The following is a 17,699-nucleotide window of genomic DNA, read 5'->3' on the forward strand; positions in this document are numbered from 1 at the left end:
AAGGGTTAATCCGCTGGCGCTTCCTCCGCGCCTTTCGCGGGGAGTTCTCGCAAAAAATTTCCCAGCGAATCACCCACCACGCGCCCCACGATTTGCAGCATGCCGAGCATGTCCAGATCGTCAAACGCCAGCTCGCCGCCTGCAAAAACTGGTACCCAGCCTTTTTGATGTTTGCGCGAAGCCACGGCCAAGCAGGGGTAGATCACCGCGTTGGCGTCGTCGTCGCTCAAATCAGAAAGCGACTGGGCAATTTTCGGCAGCACCTTTTCCATGATGCTAGCCGCATCACCTTTTGCGGCCAGACCTTTGATCGCCTGAAAATCAGAGAGCATGCCGGATAGCACCGGCAGCAATTTACGGGAGACTTTGAACTGGTCGAAAACGCTCAGCTTAGTGATGCGGTATTGCACGCCCTTAATTTCGAATTCCATCGGTTAGAACTCCCCTAACAGTTCGTCAACTTTGCCGCCGTCAAACACCCATGCGACCGTCCCAGCTACTTTCGGGTTATTCCAGTCGGGTTGTTTTTGGAAGGCTGCTGAGCGAATGGTCACTAAGTCACCGGATGCTGAGTTGCGGATAACAAAAACGTTATTGCCCCAAAGCGCGGAAGACTGGCTTTGCGCGTTATAGGCCAAAGACAGTTTTTTATTGACCGGAGAGGTTTTGAGCAGCGTGATGGTCACCGTCCCGGCCTTTCCAGCATGCAGACTGTGCATGACTTCGCCGTCAGAGCCGATAGTCATGGTGTTCTTCGCTTCGGCCATCGCAACGGTGATCCCCTCTTCGGCGTTCTGCGCACCGTAGCCCAAATCAATAATGCCGGTCGGACCGGACATAGATGCCGAAACATCAATAAATGAATAAGTTGGCATTTTTTATCCTTATCGAACGACGTTGATTTGAACGTCTGCGAAGTGAACAGCGCCAGCCAGCTTGCAGGCCACCTGAATAACCGGGGCTTTGCGCTTCTCGCGGTCTGCCTGCGCCTGCGTTGCCAACGGGTTGGCGTAAACGTAATAACCCTTGGTCAGCGTATCGCCCGGACTAACCTGCCCAATCGGTCCACCGTTCCAAACACCCGGCGCAACCAGCCCGTTAGAAACAGCCTGATCCATCGACTGCTCGACGTTGGTCAGCAATCGAGTGACGCCTGATTCGGTCTGAGGGATCTTGGTGGTGCTGGTATAAAGCAGGTTAAAGAGGTTGGTTTGGACGAAGTTTTGCAGCCAGTCGAGGCCATGGCGCTCATCGAAGAAATCGCCGTTAGACATCACGCCCTGCTGAATGATTGCCGTGTCGTTCTGGTAGTAAACGAAGACGTTGGCATCCTTCGCGTCAATGGCATCAGCCTGTGCGACGGTCAGCGTTTCGTAGGTTACCGTCGGCTCTTGCTTGAATTTCAGCGTGATGGTGGTGTTGTTGCCGTTGAAATTCACGGTAAATGCCCGACCGAACGCCGACAACGCCGCATACTTGCTGGAGGATGAATACTGGCAGAACGTGCGCCCATAACTGCCTGCTTTCAGCTTCGACGCAAGATCGGTCGTTGTCGCAGTCACCAGCGTGTCTGGATCCTGAGTGGTCACCGCAAGGATGCGGGAAACGCTCGCTGATTCGATGGCGGTAGCCACAGACAATACGTCGGCGTCCACCAGCGCGTCGGAGTGTGCAATGCCCAAGCCGTACCAGTTGGTAAACTGCAAGACAGCGTTAACAGCCTGCAACAGAGTTTCCGGTGTGCCAGTTTCCGCTGTAGCGATCGTCTTCGCCCAGCGCCCTACGTAAACCTGAGTCGGTGCGGGTGATTGAGAAAAAAATACCGTGGCGGCTTTGTATTCTTCGCTGGTCACGCCAAAGTCGGTACCGATATCTTCGGCACCGCTGTACAGGCGGATGCGCTCGGTGATCGGAATAACCTCGGATGGGCCGAGAATGAGCAAAGCGCCAAAATTGCGCCCCGTTGCCGCCGTCGGCGACATGATGACGTCAACGTTGACGACATTAGAAACAGGTAAGCCCTGTGGCATGGTTTAATCTCCGAAGAAGGAAACAGGTGCTGATAGGAAGGTTTTGATTCCATAGGTGCGGATCAATTTGCGGCGCAAGTAGATGGTCATGTCATAGCGCCGCACCCACTGGTTATTGATCAGCTCGGGTGCCGAGGTGAATTTGGTGTATGACCCCAGCGACAGACCGAGCGCATTGAGCTGCGCGTTGTTTTGGGAAACCTTAAGGCCATCGCGGAACTGTGAGCCGACGCCTTGGCTGCCAGGACCGTAGAACGAAGCCATGCATTCGATTTGCTCATGCTTCCACATCTCGGCGGAATCATCGGTCTGGTTTTTAAAGGCCGGGTTGGCATCGTCAGAAATATCGATAATCCCGAACCCGCACCAGTTTGTTCCCTGAGGAAGTAATGGAGCCTGCGTCGGCGTCCAGCGAGGGCGAACCATTTGGGCTGGTAACCCGGACAAGCCTCGCAACCACTGACTGAGTTTTCGCTCTAATGCCTCGTCGTCATCCGGCGGCTCACCGGTCGGCGTCAACCATCCGGCAGTAGTGGTGTCATTGCTCAATTGGCGTTCCCCCATCAAACGGAAGCAGCTCGCAATGCGCCTGAACAAAACCAGTACCATAAGCTGTATAAGGATCAACAAACGTTACGCGGTAGTCCCGGTTCTGGTACGTCACGATATCCGCATCAATGCCCGTCTGCCCCTGTGTGAGCCGCTCCGTGGTGATAATGAGAATTGCACCTGTTACCACCTGCCCTACCTGCATGCGCCTCGCCTCAAGCGAGCGATCAACGGTCACGACTCCGGTAAAGGTTGACGTTGTCGGCGCATTGGTCGCAAAACCGTCATCGTCAACAGACTGAGCGTTGCGTGTCACGACCAGTGAGAAGTCTGCAAAATCAGGATCGAAGAGGATTTCAGTCACATCAAGATTCGGCATTTTTATTCCTCACGACATAGGTAATGGTGCGGCGATACTGCCCTTGGTCTATCAGCGGCCTGGCGTTCGCGTTGTCTGCAGCATTACCGGCTGCGCGGCTGGCAAGTTCTTTTGCGGCACCTTTTCGCCCCCGAGCGGCACGTGCTTTAAGCGTGCTCTCTGCCAGAGGGGTGAAACCGGTGATGGTCATGTATCGTTTAACGCCATCGGCAGCGATCATCCCGGCTGCATTTAACGCCCGGTCAGCTGCAGCTGCATCTCCCTCAAGAGCTGCAGTCGCGGCCAACTTTAGTTTGTCCACAGTGCGTTCCTGTACTGACTGAACGCCGGGAGTCAGATGAGGGCGCGCCGGTATATTCTGTGCGGGCGAGCCTTTTTCGTTGATATACCCGATCGCTGCGTTCCCGATGCCAGGTTTCTCTCCATCCTCCGGTTCCCGTGTATCAGCCGCCTGAGGAATACCCACCAGAACATCCCGTTTAGTTAATTTCAGAAGCGCAGACAAAATGTCCTGACTCCTGTCAGCTCTCACCGTTAGCCCACTTTTCATAGCTGGATCCCGCCAAAGCCAAACATCGAGATGTATTGCCAGAACTCCGAGCCGTAGCGCGTGTTATTCCAAAAGCCCGCGTCGGGATTTAAAGTGGCGCTGGTGTCATACCCCATGCTCACCTTATCCACAGACTTTGAAGTGAGAACACCGCTGTTGCTTCCTCCTGCACCGCCGACTGCTGCAGATTTGCTGTCGCTCGAGTAGAGCGCCAGATAATGTGCAACGAAGAGCTCGACGATGTAGGGGAACAATTCCGCCATCGCAGAACCATCAATAAGCAGATCTGCAAGGTTGAGGCGGAACTGAATAACAGTCTCAGGGTATTTTGTTGCATCGGAGAACTGGGGAAAGTCGCGTCGAAAATCACTTACTGTCGGTAGATTTCGATTTCTTGCCATCGTTGGCTTCCTCAACAACTGGCGCTTGTAAAGCCGCCAACTGAGCAGTCAGGCTGTCGATCTGCTGGGTCTTTTCTTCGCTGACCGTCTGGAGTTCGACGATGGTTTTATCCTTCTCGGCCAAATGAGCAGTCAGGCTGTCGATTTGAGACTGAAACTCTTTCGTGTCAGCAGCCGACTTTGCTTTACCAGTAATGTCGGCGTGCGCCTTAACGAACCAGTGATCCGCCACAAGATCATCAACAGTATGCTCGCCAGTTTCAAAGCGCTGACTGGCGCCATCTTCAAAATTGAAGTTGAACGGCGTATGAACTCGGATAGTTTTTTTAGCCATGAAATGTTCCTTTAAGCCCCTGACGGGGCTTGGTTTGGGAGTTTAAATGCCGTCCAGATAGGCCATGGTTTCAGGGTATGGCGATTCCACCGCACCCAACTTGCCGTAGTAGGTTGTCAGCTGGTAGATACCGCGATACTGAATCGGTACGTTTTGCAGCGGAACCATCGGGAAGCGGACATATTTCTTATCATTGGTGTAAGCCACCATACGATCGGTACCCCCTACGCCTGCGCCTTCAAGCCATTTCACCGCGTAGATATTTAGCGGTACACCGTTCTGATGGAAGGCGATGGTATTTTGTTGCAGATAGGTCAGGAGCGACTGATTACCGGCATCGGATACGATGCGCTGTGACAGAAGCGCGAACGCCTTTGGTGGAAGGCGCAGATCACGCGGGACCAGGGTATAACCCGAAGCCATCCATGCATCGGTCAGGATCTTGTTGATTGAATCCAAGATTTCCTGATTAGTGGATGATGCCCAGGTCTTTGTTGCATTACCCAGAGAAACGCCGGTGTAGTTGAAGAGACCTTTCACACCCAGCTGGCTGTCGCCCCGATAAACCTGTTCGTCGGTATCCATGTTCCACTTCAGTTGCATGCCATCGAACTTCTGCGTATCTACCGGACGGCCTACTTGGGCAGCGGCGGCCAGTTCGACAACGGTCCAGCCCAGCTCCATCCCCCAGAGAGTCAGTGGGAAACCAGTTTTGGCAATGTCGAGATTCACACCCGCGATAGCGGTGGAGTTCTTACCAATCCAGTTTTTACCATTAGGATTTGGCGTACCCGCTGCGGCAAACGAGCTGTTGGTGAATGAGCTGATGTCATCAGCAATAGAGACGTCTTCGCGCAGTTGAATATCGCGCGACCAGGTGTACCCCGCCAGAGGCATGTTCAGAGTCTGATCGAGGCGCTCAAGTTCGCCGATCAGGAACGCGCCGGTACCGTCTACGGTGGCTTGGTCAAAAGTAAACATAGTTAGCGGTTCCCTTAGATGTTGTAAGCGATTTCGGCATTGCCGGTAGCATCGCCAGCGCCAGTAAATGTTGCGTTTGGCAGTACTAATGTTTCATCGGTGATTGCTGCCCCCAGAATTGCGCCCAGCGGGCTGGCGGCCGTCGGATTGGCATTGCGCACGTAAACCGGTGAGCCTTTAGTCAGATTCACAGCGGTGCTGCCGATGTTCACGGTCATATAGCCGCGCTTCATCACATCACCGCTGAAGTTGCTGGTGTTACCAACCTGACGAACCAGATCCGGCGTCGATGTGGTTGGGTACGGGCGGACGTAAAGCCCGGTAATCACGGTGGCAGGATCTGATGCCACAAGCGGGATAAATTTGCCATCCGCGCTGTCTTTACCGGCGAGACCGTAAAAGCTGAAAGTATTCGCAGCATTCAGGATTACCGGCTCGGTGGTCAGGTCTTGCGGGCGTGAGATAGCCCCGGCGATGCCTACTGGCATCCGGTAGAGGTATGCGGTCATTGATTTACCTTATTTTTTCCAGTGAGCTGCGTAAGCCGCGTTAAGGGCAGCCGGAGAGTTTTTATTAGAGGCGTCAAAGGCGCTGATACGCCCTGAGTTAACAACAGCGTTATTCCGCGCCTTTGCAATTTCGCTGGCGGAAATGAATGTGGCGTCCAGGGTCGCTTTCGGCATTTTGGCAAAGTCTGGCGCAGCGCCAACCAAAGGCATCAGAAGCGCGTGTCCTTCAGTCGTTTTGAATGCAGCATCCATTACTGAACGCTTGAACGATGCCAGCTTGCCACCTTCAGGCAGTTTAACGCCTGGCATGATCAGGTCGGCACGCGAAATGACACCCTGCTGATAAGCCGCATCGGTGGTCATTTTCTTCTTTTCTTCCAATTCGTCAGGATCGTCTGAGTCAGTGGTAGCCGTGCCCGGATTAATCAGCTGCTGCACCAGAAGCGCAAGCGCATCGACTTTCTTCTCAAGCTCGCCTACCGCTGTGCTGCCGCCTTCTCCGTTCTCGTCAGTAGTCAATCCGCCAAGCTCTTTCTCTGGTGGCAGGGGCTGCGCTGGGTTAATAGTAATATTTACTGCCCGAGCCAAATCAAGGCTTGGCTCGATCAGCTCTGCTGGCGCGTTATCAACCAGTTCAGCCAGGCCATCGGCATCCTTGGTTTTAATCGCTCGTTTCAGCTGGCTTAACCAGCCCTGATTTTTGGTTGTCATGAATCTGCTATCTCCGATTGAACAACGAATACCTGCACGCCCGTTGGGTACGCTCGCGCAGTGGTTACCGATAATGGTGTGTTGCCGTGCTTTGCCGGGTCCGCTTTGCTCGTACTCGGCGTCGTAGCCCATGGAGATCTGGTCCTGACCATCCATCACTTTTTGAATGCCCTCGGCGGTTTTGATATGGATATCGCCGAGCATCAAATCTGCCTGATCGCCAGTGCCGCGCCGGACGTTTTGAATATGGCCGTGAGCGTAGTCTTTCCAGTTGCCCGGATTAACCATGTCCTTAGGGTGACCGAGGGTGAATGCCATACCTTCGAATGAGGCCAGCGTTTCTGGACGAAAGACTTCGTCAGCGTCTCGAGTGACGACGATCTCGCCATCCTCGTCGCCGATCAGGCCTTCCAATTCGCTTTCGTCGTATGCCTGCATACCGGTGCGCGCAATGGGTACGTCTTTGCAGAGCAGCGAACCGTCTGCCATTTCGAACCGGCTGTTGCCGATCCGGGAGGTGTAGAAATATTGCATCGTTAATTCTCCGGTATAACCACCTCGCAGTAGCATCTGCAATTGGGGAACTGGCCAGCGTGTCCGGTCATCCCATCAAGCGTGGGGGGATTTGCCCAGTCGACATACTTTCCTTCCATTTTTCTGTGAGACTCACGAACGTCGCCATCATGAGCGGTTCGCCACACATAACCAGGAGAGCCAATTGCAGTTGAGCGAGCCTGCGTCAGAGAGGTTGATGCGCGTCCGACTTCCGTACGGGCAATCAGGCGCGCGCGCGCTTCAGTGACTTCGCCCGTTCGCATGATTTCTTTCGCCAAATCAGCAGAACGTCCCCCAGACACAACAGCCTCAATGGCTTTGTTATGGATTTCGTAGACACGGTCTGCGGCGTTTATAGGGAGGGATTTGAAGAGTTTGATTTGCTCGGACATCATGCTGCGGGTGACCGACCCCGTACTGCTATCCATAATGTCGCGCAGCCCAGCTGAAATAGAGAGTGACCGGTCACGCCACATTGCGTCATCGGAAATTTTCAGCGTTTCAATCAGGCGTTCTGATACCGACTGCGCCCATGGTTCTATCAAATCAGCGTAGCGATCCAAGCGGTCCATGATGTCGGTGACGCTATCATTAGAACCATCGTAAGAACCCTCGACGATGGCTCCGACTGCCTGGGCTATCTGTCGTAATTGCGTTCTTAGCTGCCGCTCCGCCCGCTTCAGGTTCGGTGGTTTCGATGTTATCGAGGTCTTTCTCGCTCGGCGGCGGGAGATCGCTGGCATTATCAATATCCTCGTCGCTTATAGTTCCGCCCAACCCGGTTACACGTGACGTCTCCTGCAGATGTTGTGCACCGGCCTTCTCAGTCATAAGCCCGGCATCAACTGCTTTAACCGTCGCATCAACCACCTTGCCGGCCGTTTCCGCGCGCTCGCCGTCAGGCGTCTGCCACAGCTCATTGAACTCGAAGGAGAAGTCATCGGGCAGTGGCGTTGAGTACATGCTCATGTGCAGCACGGCAAAAAGCTTGCGCACAGGACGGCGCAGCTTTCTTTCCTGCTGAGTGGACACGTTGTCGTAGTAGTTGGCGAGATCAGTGTCGCCGGTTGAGAATCCGGCCGGCGATTGGCCGAACAGCCGGACAAGAGGAATGCCGAACGCGCCGGATACCTGCTGGCCGAACTGCGCCAGCACGTCGCTTAGCCCGGCGAAGGCATACGAATGGGCCTCGAACTTATCCTTGGCGTCCATGATCGTCATGCCTTCGCTGCTCTGGTACTGGCGAATCATGTCCATATGCGCCATCAGCGCTTTAAATGCTGGGTTGTCTTTACCCATCGCCAGCAGGCCGCGAAGCCCTTCAATGCTGTACGTGCGAAGGTGGGCTTTGTAAATCAGCTGGGCCACGCCAGTCGTCGCGGAGTCGAACGCCAGAAGGCGATCAAAACAGCGCTCGATAACTGACATCCCCCAGTCGTTTTCGGTCAGGCGCTGCTGATATGGCAGTGGGACCCCATCAAAACGAATTAGCCGCGAGTGGTGGATCTTCCACGGCGGGATGCCGGTTGCAGACGTCACTACGCGGTAAAACTCAGGCATGCCAAAGTCCGGCCCGATCTCTTTGACGCGCTGCTCGGTCGCTGCGTTGAGCATCCAGCGGTCCATCACCATGATGCCTTTGAAGGAGTCCTTCGCGATTGCCTCGATGCGCAGCGGCGTCGAATAGTTCTGCCCGTCAATCAGGATCACCCCGACCGCGCCGCCGTATAACCGCGCCCATTTCAGCGTGTCGTTCAGTGCCTCCCACAGCCCCATTTCATCCCAAGCGTTGTCGAGCTGCTTCTTGCGGCCGTCTTCCAGCTTTGAGGTGATGGTGATGCCCTTGCGGGTCATGTCGTCAGGAACGGCATCAACGCCAACGCCGACGAGCCATGATGAACGGTAAGCCTGCTCGACCAGCAGCCGGTTACGCGACGTCCAGTTGTTCTTGTAGGTGCTGGCGCCAGACTGGTTCGACTCGTTCAGGCCCAGTCGGGCAACAAAGTTTTCGTAGCTGTCGTGGGTCGGGATGCTTATCGACTCGACAGATTGTGTTTGTGACATGTTCAGCCTCTGCCAAGTTTCGCCCACGTGCCAAGGCCATCCGCGCTTGTGATGTAGCCATCAAGGCCATATCGCACGGCATCCCAGCAGTGGTTGTGTTTATCGACGATGATCGGGAGGATTTCCCCGGTCAGCCGGTCGGTTTTGTAGGAGTAGAGGCGCGCCTCGTCGATCATGTGCTTACAGCGCTCATGGATGACTATCGTTTCGAAGCTGCGAAGGTAAGTGATGCCGTCTTCCACGCTGCCGGGCCATTTCGACGCGGCGTCGATGTTGAAGCCTTGCTGTCCGATGTAGCTGATTGTCTCCGGTCGGCTGTTATCGCCATGAATGGGCCACTTGCGCGCTTCGGGGATTGAGTCGTAGAACTGGGCCATTTGGACCAGCTCGACGCCCACGCCGTAAGCCTCGTACTCGATATACAGTGAGTTATCGAGCATGAAGCAGCGTATGAGCGTGGATGGGTCTTGCGAGAAACCGAAGTCAGCGCCAAAGAAGAGTCGATCTGCCTGAAGGTACAAATCATCGGGAAATGCTTCAACGCGATACTTGCCGGAGAAGATAACCGCCTCGCTAATCGCGCGCGGCAAACCGAGCCAAATATGCTCGTATGCCTCGTAATCGATGCGCTTGCAGTACTCCATTTCCTGCCGCAGAACGTCAGGGAAGAAGGCATTATCCGGATAGTTAACCTGGCGGATGATAGCTCCACCGTCCGGCGGGTCTTCTTCGTGGCGCTTCATCAACATGTACGTTGGATCGGTCGCCTCGCGCGGGTTATAGGAAACCCAAACTTCTGACTTGTTGGCGCGAACGGTCGGGCCGAGGGTGTCCCAGCTGTCTTGCGATACCGTCTGCGCCTCTTCCACCCAGCAAATCTTGATGCCGTACATCGACTTGATGCTCTGGATGTTGTTACGCAAGCCTTTAAACGCAAAACGGGTGCCGTTACGCCCCTCGATTTCGTTGTTTTTTACCTTATAGAAGTGAGCGAGACCGAGCGCATGGATCTCAGCGTCCAGCAGTGCCAGCACCGAATCGTTAATAGAGTTTTGGAACTCACGCGCGCAGAGGATGATCATCGGCTCAATCGCGCCCTGAATAACCAGAGAGCGAGCTATTTCAACCGATTTACCGCCACCGCGACCGCCGTACATCCAGCGCCAGCGCACGGAACCTATCGGCGCGTCGTAAAGTACATCTGTCGCCCAGTCACTACTAAAGGCGTACAGAACACCGTCAATTATGACTGGGCTATCGTTTTTCCCGCGCGCAGCTTCTCCATGTGGGAAGCCCACACGTCGCTCGGGCAATTAGCCGGGGTAACGATGCAAACTTTGCCGTAGCTCAGGCCAGCTAAATCGACGTTGACCTCAGTCTTACTGGCCGCCATATCGATGCCGGTAAGCTGCGCGGCGTTCTTAACGTTGGGCGCGACCTGTCCAAACCTCTTATCGAGTAATGCCTGCTGGGCCGATTTATAAGAAAGCTCCGCCAGATCCTTCGCGTCGAACGTTACGAGCAATGCAGCTTCCTGTCTCAGCTCGCGGATACGGCGGCGAACGTCTGGCCGCTTGAGCAGAGTCGGGGCTTGAGTGTCAGCTCGCGTCGGTGAGTAGCCCGCGCAGATTGCGGCTTCTTTTTGGGTCATGCCGCGCGCAATGTTCTGCGCAAATTGTTCGTGCTGCGGCTTTAGAACACCCTCGTTTTCCGACGGTTCTTCCTGCGCAGCGCTGGCGCTTACTGCGCGGTCGTCATCTAGTGGCGTCTGCTTTTGCGCAGTTTTGCGCAATTCTTTGTGCGCAGTTTTTTGCGCAGAAGGTTTTTTGATGTACCTGCGCGCAGAGGTGTAATTTAGACCTTGCGCTTCACACCATTCTTTAGGGGATATTCCAGTGCTGGCATGATCGGCGAGGTACTGGTTTTGCAGTGTTCCCCAGTCCGGTTTTGCCATGATCGGTACCCTTACTTAATGAACGTCACTTTCGTATTGATTAAGCGGCGAATAAGTCGAGCAGCCTCACGCTCCATATCAGCTATGGTTTCCGGCGTGGCGACCTTGCCTCGATACTTGCGCTCCACTTCTGAAAAAACAGCGTTTACGTCTGCCGTGGACGGCGGTGTAACTTCTAAATTTAGCTTTGCCATTGCAGCCCCCTTTGTTGATAAACCATTATCAGGAGCGTCGCGAAACACGATGCCCCTTGTAATGCGCTATCAGGCTTAGAAATACTTGGCTTTCAACGCCACCAGTTCGGCCTCAGCCTCTTCGCCGAGAACGGCCAAGCCGTGCACCACGAAATTCACAAACTCATCATCGCGCGCCTTGAGCGCTTCCAGCGGAGATAGTGGTTTGACTGTTTCTGCCACAGCGATTGGCGCTGCTGGAGCAGGCTGCTGCTGATTCACATCTGGAATGGTTGAGGTAACAGGCGTGTGATTGATTGGCTGGTCTTGCAGTGGTTCGGACATGGTTACTACCTCTGGTGTTTTGATGTCGGCGGCTGCCGGTTTGAAATAGATGCTTTTCAGCCATGCGAGAAAGCGCTTAATCATTTCTGTCTGGCCTCTTCAATTTGACGAATTCCAGCGAGCTGGCTGTTCGCCTGGTCAATCAAGGTAAGCAGCGGGTCAATCCACAAAACCGCCTGACAGTAAGTTATTCGGCGGGAGGTAGTGGCACTAACAGCGGCTGCAATAGGCTGGCCGGTATTGGCGTGCATTGCGCTGGCACGTAAACGGTCCGCGTAGCCGTACAAGCTGTTAGCAATGTCAGCAGGGATAGGCAGAGCACAAGTCGGCTCGCTCTTGAGAATCGTTCGATATTCAATTTCACGCTCCTGACTCTTTCCCGTTATCTGAACGGCGTATTGCTGCGCGGCGCTGGCTATCTGGTTTGAGCGCTGGAAGTTAAACGCCTGCGTGGCCACTGTCTGCGCCTGCAAGGCGTTATCGCTTTGCAGCTGGCTAACCTTGCCTTTCGCCTCTACAGAAACGCCATAAAAATGGAATGCCAGCGCCAGCAGCAGGCCAATCAGCAAAAAGATAATCAACGTGGCTATCACTGCCGCTTTGTTAACCATCAAGCCCCCAGCATGTCAGCTCGCTCTCTTGGTCGCGGCGCTCGATCTGGCCGAAACAGTTATTCGCGCGGATGTTGCAGTCTTTGCCGCCATCCCGCACCCAGCGCTTTATCTCGGCGCATGCCCCACGACGATCGCCAGCATTAAGCTTGCGATAGAACGTGGAGGGGAAGCATTTGCCGGGGCCGATGTTGTACGGGCAGAACGAGGCAATTCCGGCAATTTGTGGCTGAGTCAGCGGTACGTGGACATTCTTCTTAACCCACGCGATCGCCGCTTCCTGCTCAATCTGGTTCACCTGGTCGCATTTTTGCGCGGTAAGGCGCATACCCTGCGCTACTGGCTTCCCGTCAACGCGCGTGGCGCCGCGACAGATTGTCCAGATGCCTTTTCCGTCCTGATAGGAGTTGAGGCGATTGCCTTCTTTCTCATCGAGGAACTGGCTGAGTATCGCCGAGGCGCTAGCGCCAGAAATTATTAGAGCGATCACAGCCTTGCTGAGCTTGCTTTTAACACCAGGCGAAACGGCCATTACTCACCGCCTAGCGCGCGGGCGCGCCTGCGGTCTTCTTTGATTTTGAAATAGAGGTTGGTCATATACGTCAGCACCGCAACGCTGATGCCTGCCAGCACGCCGATAGCATTCCACTGATCCGGACTAAATGTGTTTAACAGGCCGTTCAGGACGCTACCCGCCGATGCTCCGTATGCAACGACAGTAGTTAATTTGTCCATTTTCATAGTCTCCCCCTCCGGGTTTCCGGTTGGGTGCGTAGTCGGTAGGTATTTAGCGCCGCAGTCGATTTGCGGGAATGGTGAGATAGGTGCTGATTGACTGGGCGCTAAAACGAGAAAAGGCCGCCAATTTGGCAGCCCTAGAAACGCGAAAGCCCCGGCGAGTGCCGAGGCTTAAATGTGTTGTGGGTATTAATATCCCATCGTTAAGCGAAATCTATAACACTTTTGGCAACTTTGCAAGCATCGTGAATGCAAAATAACCGATAAACACACATCAAGCGGCTATCGTGCTACCACTGGTTATTTTTATAAACTGCCAGTCTGCGTGTGACTCTTCCGCATCGCAGTGGCTAATGAGCTGGTCATAAAAAGGTTTCCAGTTAAGCGACCATGTCCGCTGTGGTAAATCGGGAAGCAGCGCATTAATGGCGCGATAGGTGCGCGAAGATGGTGATGCTTTCAGGCCGGTACCATGGCAGCGCGGGCAATCCCTTTCGCCAGGCTCGCTTATCTGCCCCTCAGCCTTGCCCATGAGCGCATAATCGCAAATCAATCCTCCGCCATTAGCGAGAGCAATTGGAGCCACTTTTCGGCGCCCTTTGCATTGAGGGCATCGTGCGTGAGGATCGTCAGCGGTGCGGCAGTAAACATCAACTGCTTGCCCGCACATGATCAGCATGGCTTTTGCCATCTGCCGCCCAGCCACTTTCCCGATTGACTTCGGCGCTATCCGTAATGCCACAACAGCAAGAAGCTTGATTGCCTTATCCCTGCTCTCTTGGTCCTTCATGTGCTTGGCAAAGAACAGCGCAAACCCAAGCTCTGCTCGGGACTGGGCCATTCCCAGTGCAGCCATTACATCGGTACCTGTCAGCGCCGCAGATGCTGTCGCGCGAGATGAATCGCTAATCATCAGGCTTTTCGGGGAAAAATGTTTAACAGCTGCTTCAAGATTCATCTAATTTCTCCAATGATTATCTGACCGGATTCACCCCAAACCTTTGTTACTCGACCGTCCCAAATTCGGCAGTCGTCCACGAAAATCGCATCGAGCAACGCTTTTTCCAGATTGTCTTTATCGGGCTTTTGCTGATGCGGCTTGCCCGCCATGTCAGCCTTTTTCTTTTTGCTCCAACTGGCGGGCATCGGCAAAACAAACGTGACGTGCCAGCCACTCTCAGGCAATGAGATCCCCTTGAGCCGCACCTCATCGCAAAACGCACGGTACCGGAGCACTGGCGGGCGCTGCGCCCAGCGGTCACGCTGTGTCATGCGAGGCTTCGGGATAGGCGTGATCACGTATGTTTTCATCATGCTTCCTTTTTGCGCAGTAGCTGTTTAAGCCAGTTAGCGCCCATAGGGACAACCACCAGGAGGCCGCCGGCGCATGCAACAAAGCCCACCACGGCAAAGAATCGAATTAGCGTCTCTAGCATTTATGCCACCTGCTGATTTCTGAGTTGTTGGTATTCGCAGCGCGCGGGGATTGTCAGGCGAAAGTTGCGCTGATGTGCCCACGCATCGACTTGCTCGAGATACAAGGTCATTTCTCCTGTATCGAGCAGCTTGGTGGACTTCACGTAGCGCGTTTCGCCCATGACGGTTATCGCCTTTGGCGGGCAATACAGGTCTTTGAGGTATTCATGCAGTTGCTCGGCAGTGAACTTGCCTTTTCCGGCCCGCGCCACTTGGCTGGCGATCTCACCGTTCCATTTCCACAGGAGCGCGTTCTGGCTCAGCGAGCGCTTATCGCGCCACTCAACGATGCTGACGCGGTAGCGCTTGCCCGACGCAACCAGCTCTTTGAGAACAGGCCAGAGCTGTGCTTTCGTCGTTTCGTGCAGGCAGAAGTCATCCATCAGATATCCCTCTTCGCGTAAGTGCGTTGTGACGCCGCCGGCTGCGGGCGAACCTTGCAGATTTCGGCTGCGCGGACCTGGTCGGTCGGCATGAAGTGGCCGTTTCTGAATTCTTGGTAAACGGTACCGAGTTCACCAAAGCGGTTTTTGGTCACGATGATTTCAGCGAATGGTGCGGCCGGGCTGTCCGGCTCGTAAACGCCGTCGCGGTAGAGCATGTAAATCCCGTCCGCATCCTGCTCGATTGAGCCGCCGTCACGCAGGTCTGAGTTAACCGGGCGTTTTTGCCCCTTTGGTCGGCTCTCAACGTCACGGTTGAGCTGGCTCAGGGAGATAACGGGCGTTTTCAGCTCTTTCGCCATACGCTTCAGGCTGCCGGAGATATGGGCGATAGCGAGGTCGTTGCGCTCAGCGCGCGGCTTTTTAATCAGGCCAAGGTAGTCGGCCATGATCAGCGAAAGGTTTGGATGCTTACGCTTGAGGCGCTCGGCAATGGCCCTCATCTGCTCAACCGTAAGGTTTGACGCATCAACAACCCAAACTTGCAGCCCTTGCAGGCGGCTAATGCCCATGGAGATCCGCGCCCAGTCCTCATCGTTCATGCGGGAAGGCTTGCGCAGTGAAGATACTGGCATGTTGGACGCACCAGCTAACTGGCGTTCGATAACCTGCTGGGCGCTCATTTCCATGGAGAAAATCAGAACACCGCGCGGGAGGTCTTCCTCGCCAATGCGAACCTTGCTTTCAGCGACGCCCTCGGCAACCTTCAGCGCAAACTCGGTTTTGCCCATGCCCGGACGCGCGGCCACCACGATCAAATCCTCGTTGTTCAGGCCGCCAGTAATTTCGTCCAGCTCGGCAATGCCCGTTTTCAGCGTGTCGGACTCTTCGCCGTTCAGCAGACGGTGTTCAAGTAACTCGCCATACGAGCCGAGCAGCTCATCGATGTGAACTGGCTGTATCTCATCGTGCGAGCGGTTGATGTTCATCACCTGGCTGACGAATTCCTGAATCGTGTCGATCGCTCGTTCGTGGTTGTTCGACGTGGTGATCTGGTCGTAATAGGTTTCCATGAGCCGCTGGAACTGGCGGATCTGCGAGAACTCGCTCACGATGCGCGCATAGCCTTTAAGGTTCGCCGCCGACGGGCATTTGCGCATGGTTTCCATGACGTTTGCGAAGTGCTCTTCCCCCATTGCTTCGGCAATCATTAGCGCGTCGATCAGGCCACGGTTATTCGCTTGCCGCTTAATCTCTTTGAACGTCTCACGGTAGAACGGCACGCTGAACGAATCAGCCTCGAGCGTTGCCAGAACATCGCCAGCGTCGGGGGTGAGTCCGCTCACCATCAGGCCACCGATCACACTCGCTTCGATTTCTTGATTGATCACAGTGTCCCTTCCTTCACGTTGCGCAGCGTCTCAGGCTTCATCAGATAATCGAAATTAGCGCGCCAGCCGAGGCCGTCAGGGCCACCGAAGTGGAATTCCCGTGCATCGGTCAGGAATGCCTCGAAGTAAGCTCTAAAGCCGTCTACGGTCTGTTTAGCGAGGTGGCAGGCTAATTCGCGGATCGCCAGCTCACGGTCGCGGTAAAGCTCGGCTGGCGCCATGCGTCCGTCGGTTACCGCGTTGTAGGTGTCAATCACCGCTTGGCAGTCGATATCAACGCAGGTTTTCTGCCAGGCTTCTGCGTCGGACAGGTAACCGTCGAAGCGATTGACACGGCAGATGTTCATCGGCTTGGCCACGGTGTTATTTCGGCGCTTCCAAGTGCGAACTACCCAGCGAACGACCAACTGCAAGTCTTGCAGGGTGTAGGCGCTGCGAGACTTGGTTTCAGTCAGCAGCACGGCGAACGGTTCTGCAGAACGGCAACTGCCGTCTGTGATCTCGTTGTAATACTCCAGAGCCTGTTTTGCTTCTGCCAGAACTTGCTCTGAAAATTCCTTTCCGTTCTGCCCCTCGGGGGCTTTAGGGGGATCTTGTCTTTCTGTCTTTTGAATAGTGTCTTTTGTGTTTGACTGATTCGGTAAAGACCCCTTTACTGATTCGGTAAAACTTTTCTTTACTGATTCGGTAAAGGTTTTACCAAATCCGTTAACCTTGGTTTTCCAGTCAGAAATGTTCTTGTTCATGCCTACATGACGACCACGTTGAGTGAGCACCTGCATGCGTATAAGCTGATTTTTAGCGGTAGAACATTTTGTCCGGTCCTTGGTTGTCATACGCTCAAACTCTTCGTTGCTGATCCAGTCCATTTTTTTGTTCCAGCCGTAGGTTTTACGCCACACGGCCACCACAATGTGAAGCTGAATCTCGGTTAACCCTGAAGCAAGAACAGCGTCCAGCAGCTCATTAGCAACACGGGTAAACCCATCATCAAGATCGGCCACGCGAGGCTCCTCGCGCTCTTCTTTAGCGCGAAATTGAAGTATTTCAGCAGTGCTATTCATCTGCCTTTTCCTCATGCTGCGCCTGCACCTTGCGCCATTCGGCGGCAAAGCGTTGCTGGAAAGCTTTTGGCGAAGCGCCGATAGGATCGGCAGGCCGGACAAAGTCATAGCGGGTATATTCTCGGGGTTGCGCTGGGCGCTTGTTCTTGTGCATAATGGTTAAAACCTCAGTGGTTTTGAGAAGTGACGGCCGTACTGTTGGCGCAGTGCGGCTTTTTTTTGGCTTAATGAAACCATCCCCCACCTCAATTGAATCCTATTGGCTCAGGCCGCATGCGCTCAGCCTTCATACCTATTTCCGCCAGTGTCTCCATCGAGAACAGATAATCCCGGCGCACCAAGACAGCCTCGGGTGGCGCGAGCTGCAAACCGAGCGCTGCAAGTAACTTGCAGAACTGCTCAATGTGGCCAGTCTTCCAGCGACTCAACGTCGATTCGTCCATCCCAATTTCATCAGCGATAGGCTTTTACCCATGCAGTTGAAGCTGGCGAAGAACTAGC

27 protein-coding genes are annotated in these 17,699 nt (G+C 54.5%); all 27 read right to left on the reverse strand.

Features of this window, described 5'->3' with window-relative positions; translation table 11 throughout:
- Positions 1-5: 5 nt before the first annotated feature.
- The 27 genes from V2154_RS15680 to V2154_RS15810 all read right to left on the reverse strand — a co-directional run bounded on the left by V2154_RS15680 (position 6) and on the right by V2154_RS15810 (position 17,659).
- Positions 6-431, reverse strand: coding sequence for a phage tail assembly chaperone (locus V2154_RS15680; protein WP_353502991.1), 426 nt, complete (start codon positions 429-431; stop codon positions 6-8).
- A gap of 3 nt (positions 432-434) precedes the next feature.
- Positions 435-875 carry a phage structural protein gene (locus V2154_RS15685; RefSeq protein ID WP_353500910.1) on the reverse strand — a complete coding sequence of 147 codons (441 nt, stop codon included), beginning with the start codon at positions 873-875 and terminating at the stop codon, positions 435-437.
- 9 nt (positions 876-884) lie between these two features.
- Entirely contained in the window at positions 885-2,030 is a 1,146-nt protein-coding gene (locus V2154_RS15690; protein ID WP_353502992.1) for a DUF3383 family protein, read from the reverse strand.
- Positions 2,031-2,033: 3 nt separating this feature from the next.
- Complete coding sequence (locus tag V2154_RS15695; protein WP_437342007.1) at positions 2,034-2,579, reverse strand: phage neck terminator protein; 546 nt, start codon at positions 2,577-2,579, stop codon at positions 2,034-2,036.
- Positions 2,569-2,958, reverse strand: coding sequence for a head-tail adaptor (locus V2154_RS15700; RefSeq protein ID WP_353502994.1), 390 nt, complete (start codon positions 2,956-2,958; stop codon positions 2,569-2,571). Before V2154_RS15700 ends, V2154_RS15695 begins: the two co-directional genes overlap by 11 nt.
- A complete protein-coding gene (locus tag V2154_RS15705; protein ID WP_353502995.1) occupies positions 2,945-3,508 on the reverse strand; it encodes a hypothetical protein in 564 nt (187 codons plus the stop codon). The genes V2154_RS15700 and V2154_RS15705 overlap by 14 nt, the downstream gene beginning before the upstream one ends.
- Positions 3,505-3,909: a DUF4054 domain-containing protein gene (locus tag V2154_RS15710; RefSeq protein ID WP_353502996.1), complete on the reverse strand. Its 405-nt coding sequence runs from the start codon at positions 3,907-3,909 to the stop codon at positions 3,505-3,507. Before V2154_RS15710 ends, V2154_RS15705 begins: the two co-directional genes overlap by 4 nt.
- Complete coding sequence (locus V2154_RS15715; protein ID WP_353502997.1) at positions 3,875-4,243, reverse strand: STY1053 family phage-associated protein; 369 nt, start codon at positions 4,241-4,243, stop codon at positions 3,875-3,877. The genes V2154_RS15710 and V2154_RS15715 overlap by 35 nt, the downstream gene beginning before the upstream one ends.
- 42 nt (positions 4,244-4,285) lie before the next feature.
- Positions 4,286-5,224 carry a DUF2184 domain-containing protein gene (locus tag V2154_RS15720; RefSeq protein ID WP_353502998.1) on the reverse strand — a complete coding sequence of 313 codons (939 nt, stop codon included), beginning with the start codon at positions 5,222-5,224 and terminating at the stop codon, positions 4,286-4,288.
- Positions 5,225-5,238: 14 nt separating this feature from the next.
- Positions 5,239-5,733 carry a structural cement protein Gp24 gene (locus V2154_RS15725; RefSeq protein WP_353502999.1) on the reverse strand — a complete coding sequence of 165 codons (495 nt, stop codon included), beginning with the start codon at positions 5,731-5,733 and terminating at the stop codon, positions 5,239-5,241.
- Positions 5,734-5,742: 9 nt separating this feature from the next.
- Positions 5,743-6,978: a DUF2213 domain-containing protein gene (locus V2154_RS15730; protein WP_353503000.1), complete on the reverse strand. Its 1,236-nt coding sequence runs from the start codon at positions 6,976-6,978 to the stop codon at positions 5,743-5,745.
- Positions 6,979-6,980: 2 nt separating this feature from the next.
- Positions 6,981-7,571 (reverse strand): phage head morphogenesis protein, encoded by a 591-nt coding sequence (locus V2154_RS15735; protein WP_353503001.1) that lies wholly within the window; start codon positions 7,569-7,571, stop codon positions 6,981-6,983.
- Positions 7,572-7,590: 19 nt separating this feature from the next.
- Positions 7,591-9,063: a DUF1073 domain-containing protein gene (locus V2154_RS15740; protein ID WP_353503002.1), complete on the reverse strand. Its 1,473-nt coding sequence runs from the start codon at positions 9,061-9,063 to the stop codon at positions 7,591-7,593.
- Positions 9,064-9,065: 2 nt separating this feature from the next.
- On the reverse strand, positions 9,066-10,220 hold the full coding sequence (locus V2154_RS15745) for a PBSX family phage terminase large subunit (RefSeq protein WP_353503889.1): 1,155 nt from the start codon (positions 10,218-10,220) through the stop codon (positions 9,066-9,068).
- A gap of 86 nt (positions 10,221-10,306) precedes the next feature.
- Positions 10,307-11,017 carry a terminase small subunit gene (locus V2154_RS15750; RefSeq protein ID WP_353500899.1) on the reverse strand — a complete coding sequence of 237 codons (711 nt, stop codon included), beginning with the start codon at positions 11,015-11,017 and terminating at the stop codon, positions 10,307-10,309.
- Positions 11,018-11,028: 11 nt separating this feature from the next.
- Positions 11,029-11,211, reverse strand: coding sequence for a hypothetical protein (locus V2154_RS15755; RefSeq protein WP_353500898.1), 183 nt, complete (start codon positions 11,209-11,211; stop codon positions 11,029-11,031).
- 75 nt (positions 11,212-11,286) lie between these two features.
- On the reverse strand, positions 11,287-11,619 hold the full coding sequence (locus tag V2154_RS15760; protein WP_353500897.1) for a hypothetical protein: 333 nt from the start codon (positions 11,617-11,619) through the stop codon (positions 11,287-11,289).
- Positions 11,616-12,146 carry a hypothetical protein gene (locus V2154_RS15765; protein WP_353500896.1) on the reverse strand — a complete coding sequence of 177 codons (531 nt, stop codon included), beginning with the start codon at positions 12,144-12,146 and terminating at the stop codon, positions 11,616-11,618. The genes V2154_RS15760 and V2154_RS15765 overlap by 4 nt, the downstream gene beginning before the upstream one ends.
- The gene (locus V2154_RS15770) at positions 12,139-12,678 is read right to left on the reverse strand and encodes a lysozyme (protein WP_353500895.1); all 540 of its coding nucleotides are present in this window, start codon (positions 12,676-12,678) and stop codon (positions 12,139-12,141) included. The genes V2154_RS15765 and V2154_RS15770 overlap by 8 nt, the downstream gene beginning before the upstream one ends.
- Complete coding sequence (locus V2154_RS15775; RefSeq protein WP_353500894.1) at positions 12,678-12,887, reverse strand: class II holin family protein; 210 nt, start codon at positions 12,885-12,887, stop codon at positions 12,678-12,680. The genes V2154_RS15770 and V2154_RS15775 overlap by 1 nt, the downstream gene beginning before the upstream one ends.
- Before the next feature lie 271 nt (positions 12,888-13,158).
- Positions 13,159-13,842 carry an antitermination protein Q gene (locus V2154_RS15780; RefSeq protein WP_353500893.1) on the reverse strand — a complete coding sequence of 228 codons (684 nt, stop codon included), beginning with the start codon at positions 13,840-13,842 and terminating at the stop codon, positions 13,159-13,161.
- Positions 13,839-14,195 carry a RusA family crossover junction endodeoxyribonuclease gene (locus tag V2154_RS15785; protein ID WP_353503888.1) on the reverse strand — a complete coding sequence of 119 codons (357 nt, stop codon included), beginning with the start codon at positions 14,193-14,195 and terminating at the stop codon, positions 13,839-13,841. Before V2154_RS15785 ends, V2154_RS15780 begins: the two co-directional genes overlap by 4 nt.
- Before the next feature lie 125 nt (positions 14,196-14,320).
- Entirely contained in the window at positions 14,321-14,743 is a 423-nt protein-coding gene (locus tag V2154_RS15790) for a NinB/YbcN family protein (RefSeq protein WP_353500892.1), read from the reverse strand.
- Positions 14,743-16,131, reverse strand: a complete 1,389-nt coding sequence (locus V2154_RS15795) for a replicative DNA helicase (protein ID WP_353503887.1) — start codon at positions 16,129-16,131, stop codon at positions 14,743-14,745. The genes V2154_RS15790 and V2154_RS15795 overlap by 1 nt, the downstream gene beginning before the upstream one ends.
- Complete coding sequence (locus tag V2154_RS15800; RefSeq protein WP_353503003.1) at positions 16,131-17,198, reverse strand: replication protein; 1,068 nt, start codon at positions 17,196-17,198, stop codon at positions 16,131-16,133. Before V2154_RS15800 ends, V2154_RS15795 begins: the two co-directional genes overlap by 1 nt.
- Positions 17,191-17,352: a hypothetical protein gene (locus V2154_RS15805; RefSeq protein WP_353503004.1), complete on the reverse strand. Its 162-nt coding sequence runs from the start codon at positions 17,350-17,352 to the stop codon at positions 17,191-17,193. Before V2154_RS15805 ends, V2154_RS15800 begins: the two co-directional genes overlap by 8 nt.
- Before the next feature lie 91 nt (positions 17,353-17,443).
- Complete coding sequence (locus tag V2154_RS15810; protein ID WP_353504012.1) at positions 17,444-17,659, reverse strand: CII family transcriptional regulator; 216 nt, start codon at positions 17,657-17,659, stop codon at positions 17,444-17,446.
- Between the last annotated feature and the right edge of the window lie 40 nt (positions 17,660-17,699).

It is taken from the genome of Ewingella sp. CoE-038-23 (assembly GCF_040419245.1).
In the GTDB taxonomy this organism is placed as follows: domain Bacteria; phylum Pseudomonadota; class Gammaproteobacteria; order Enterobacterales; family Enterobacteriaceae; genus Ewingella; species Ewingella allii.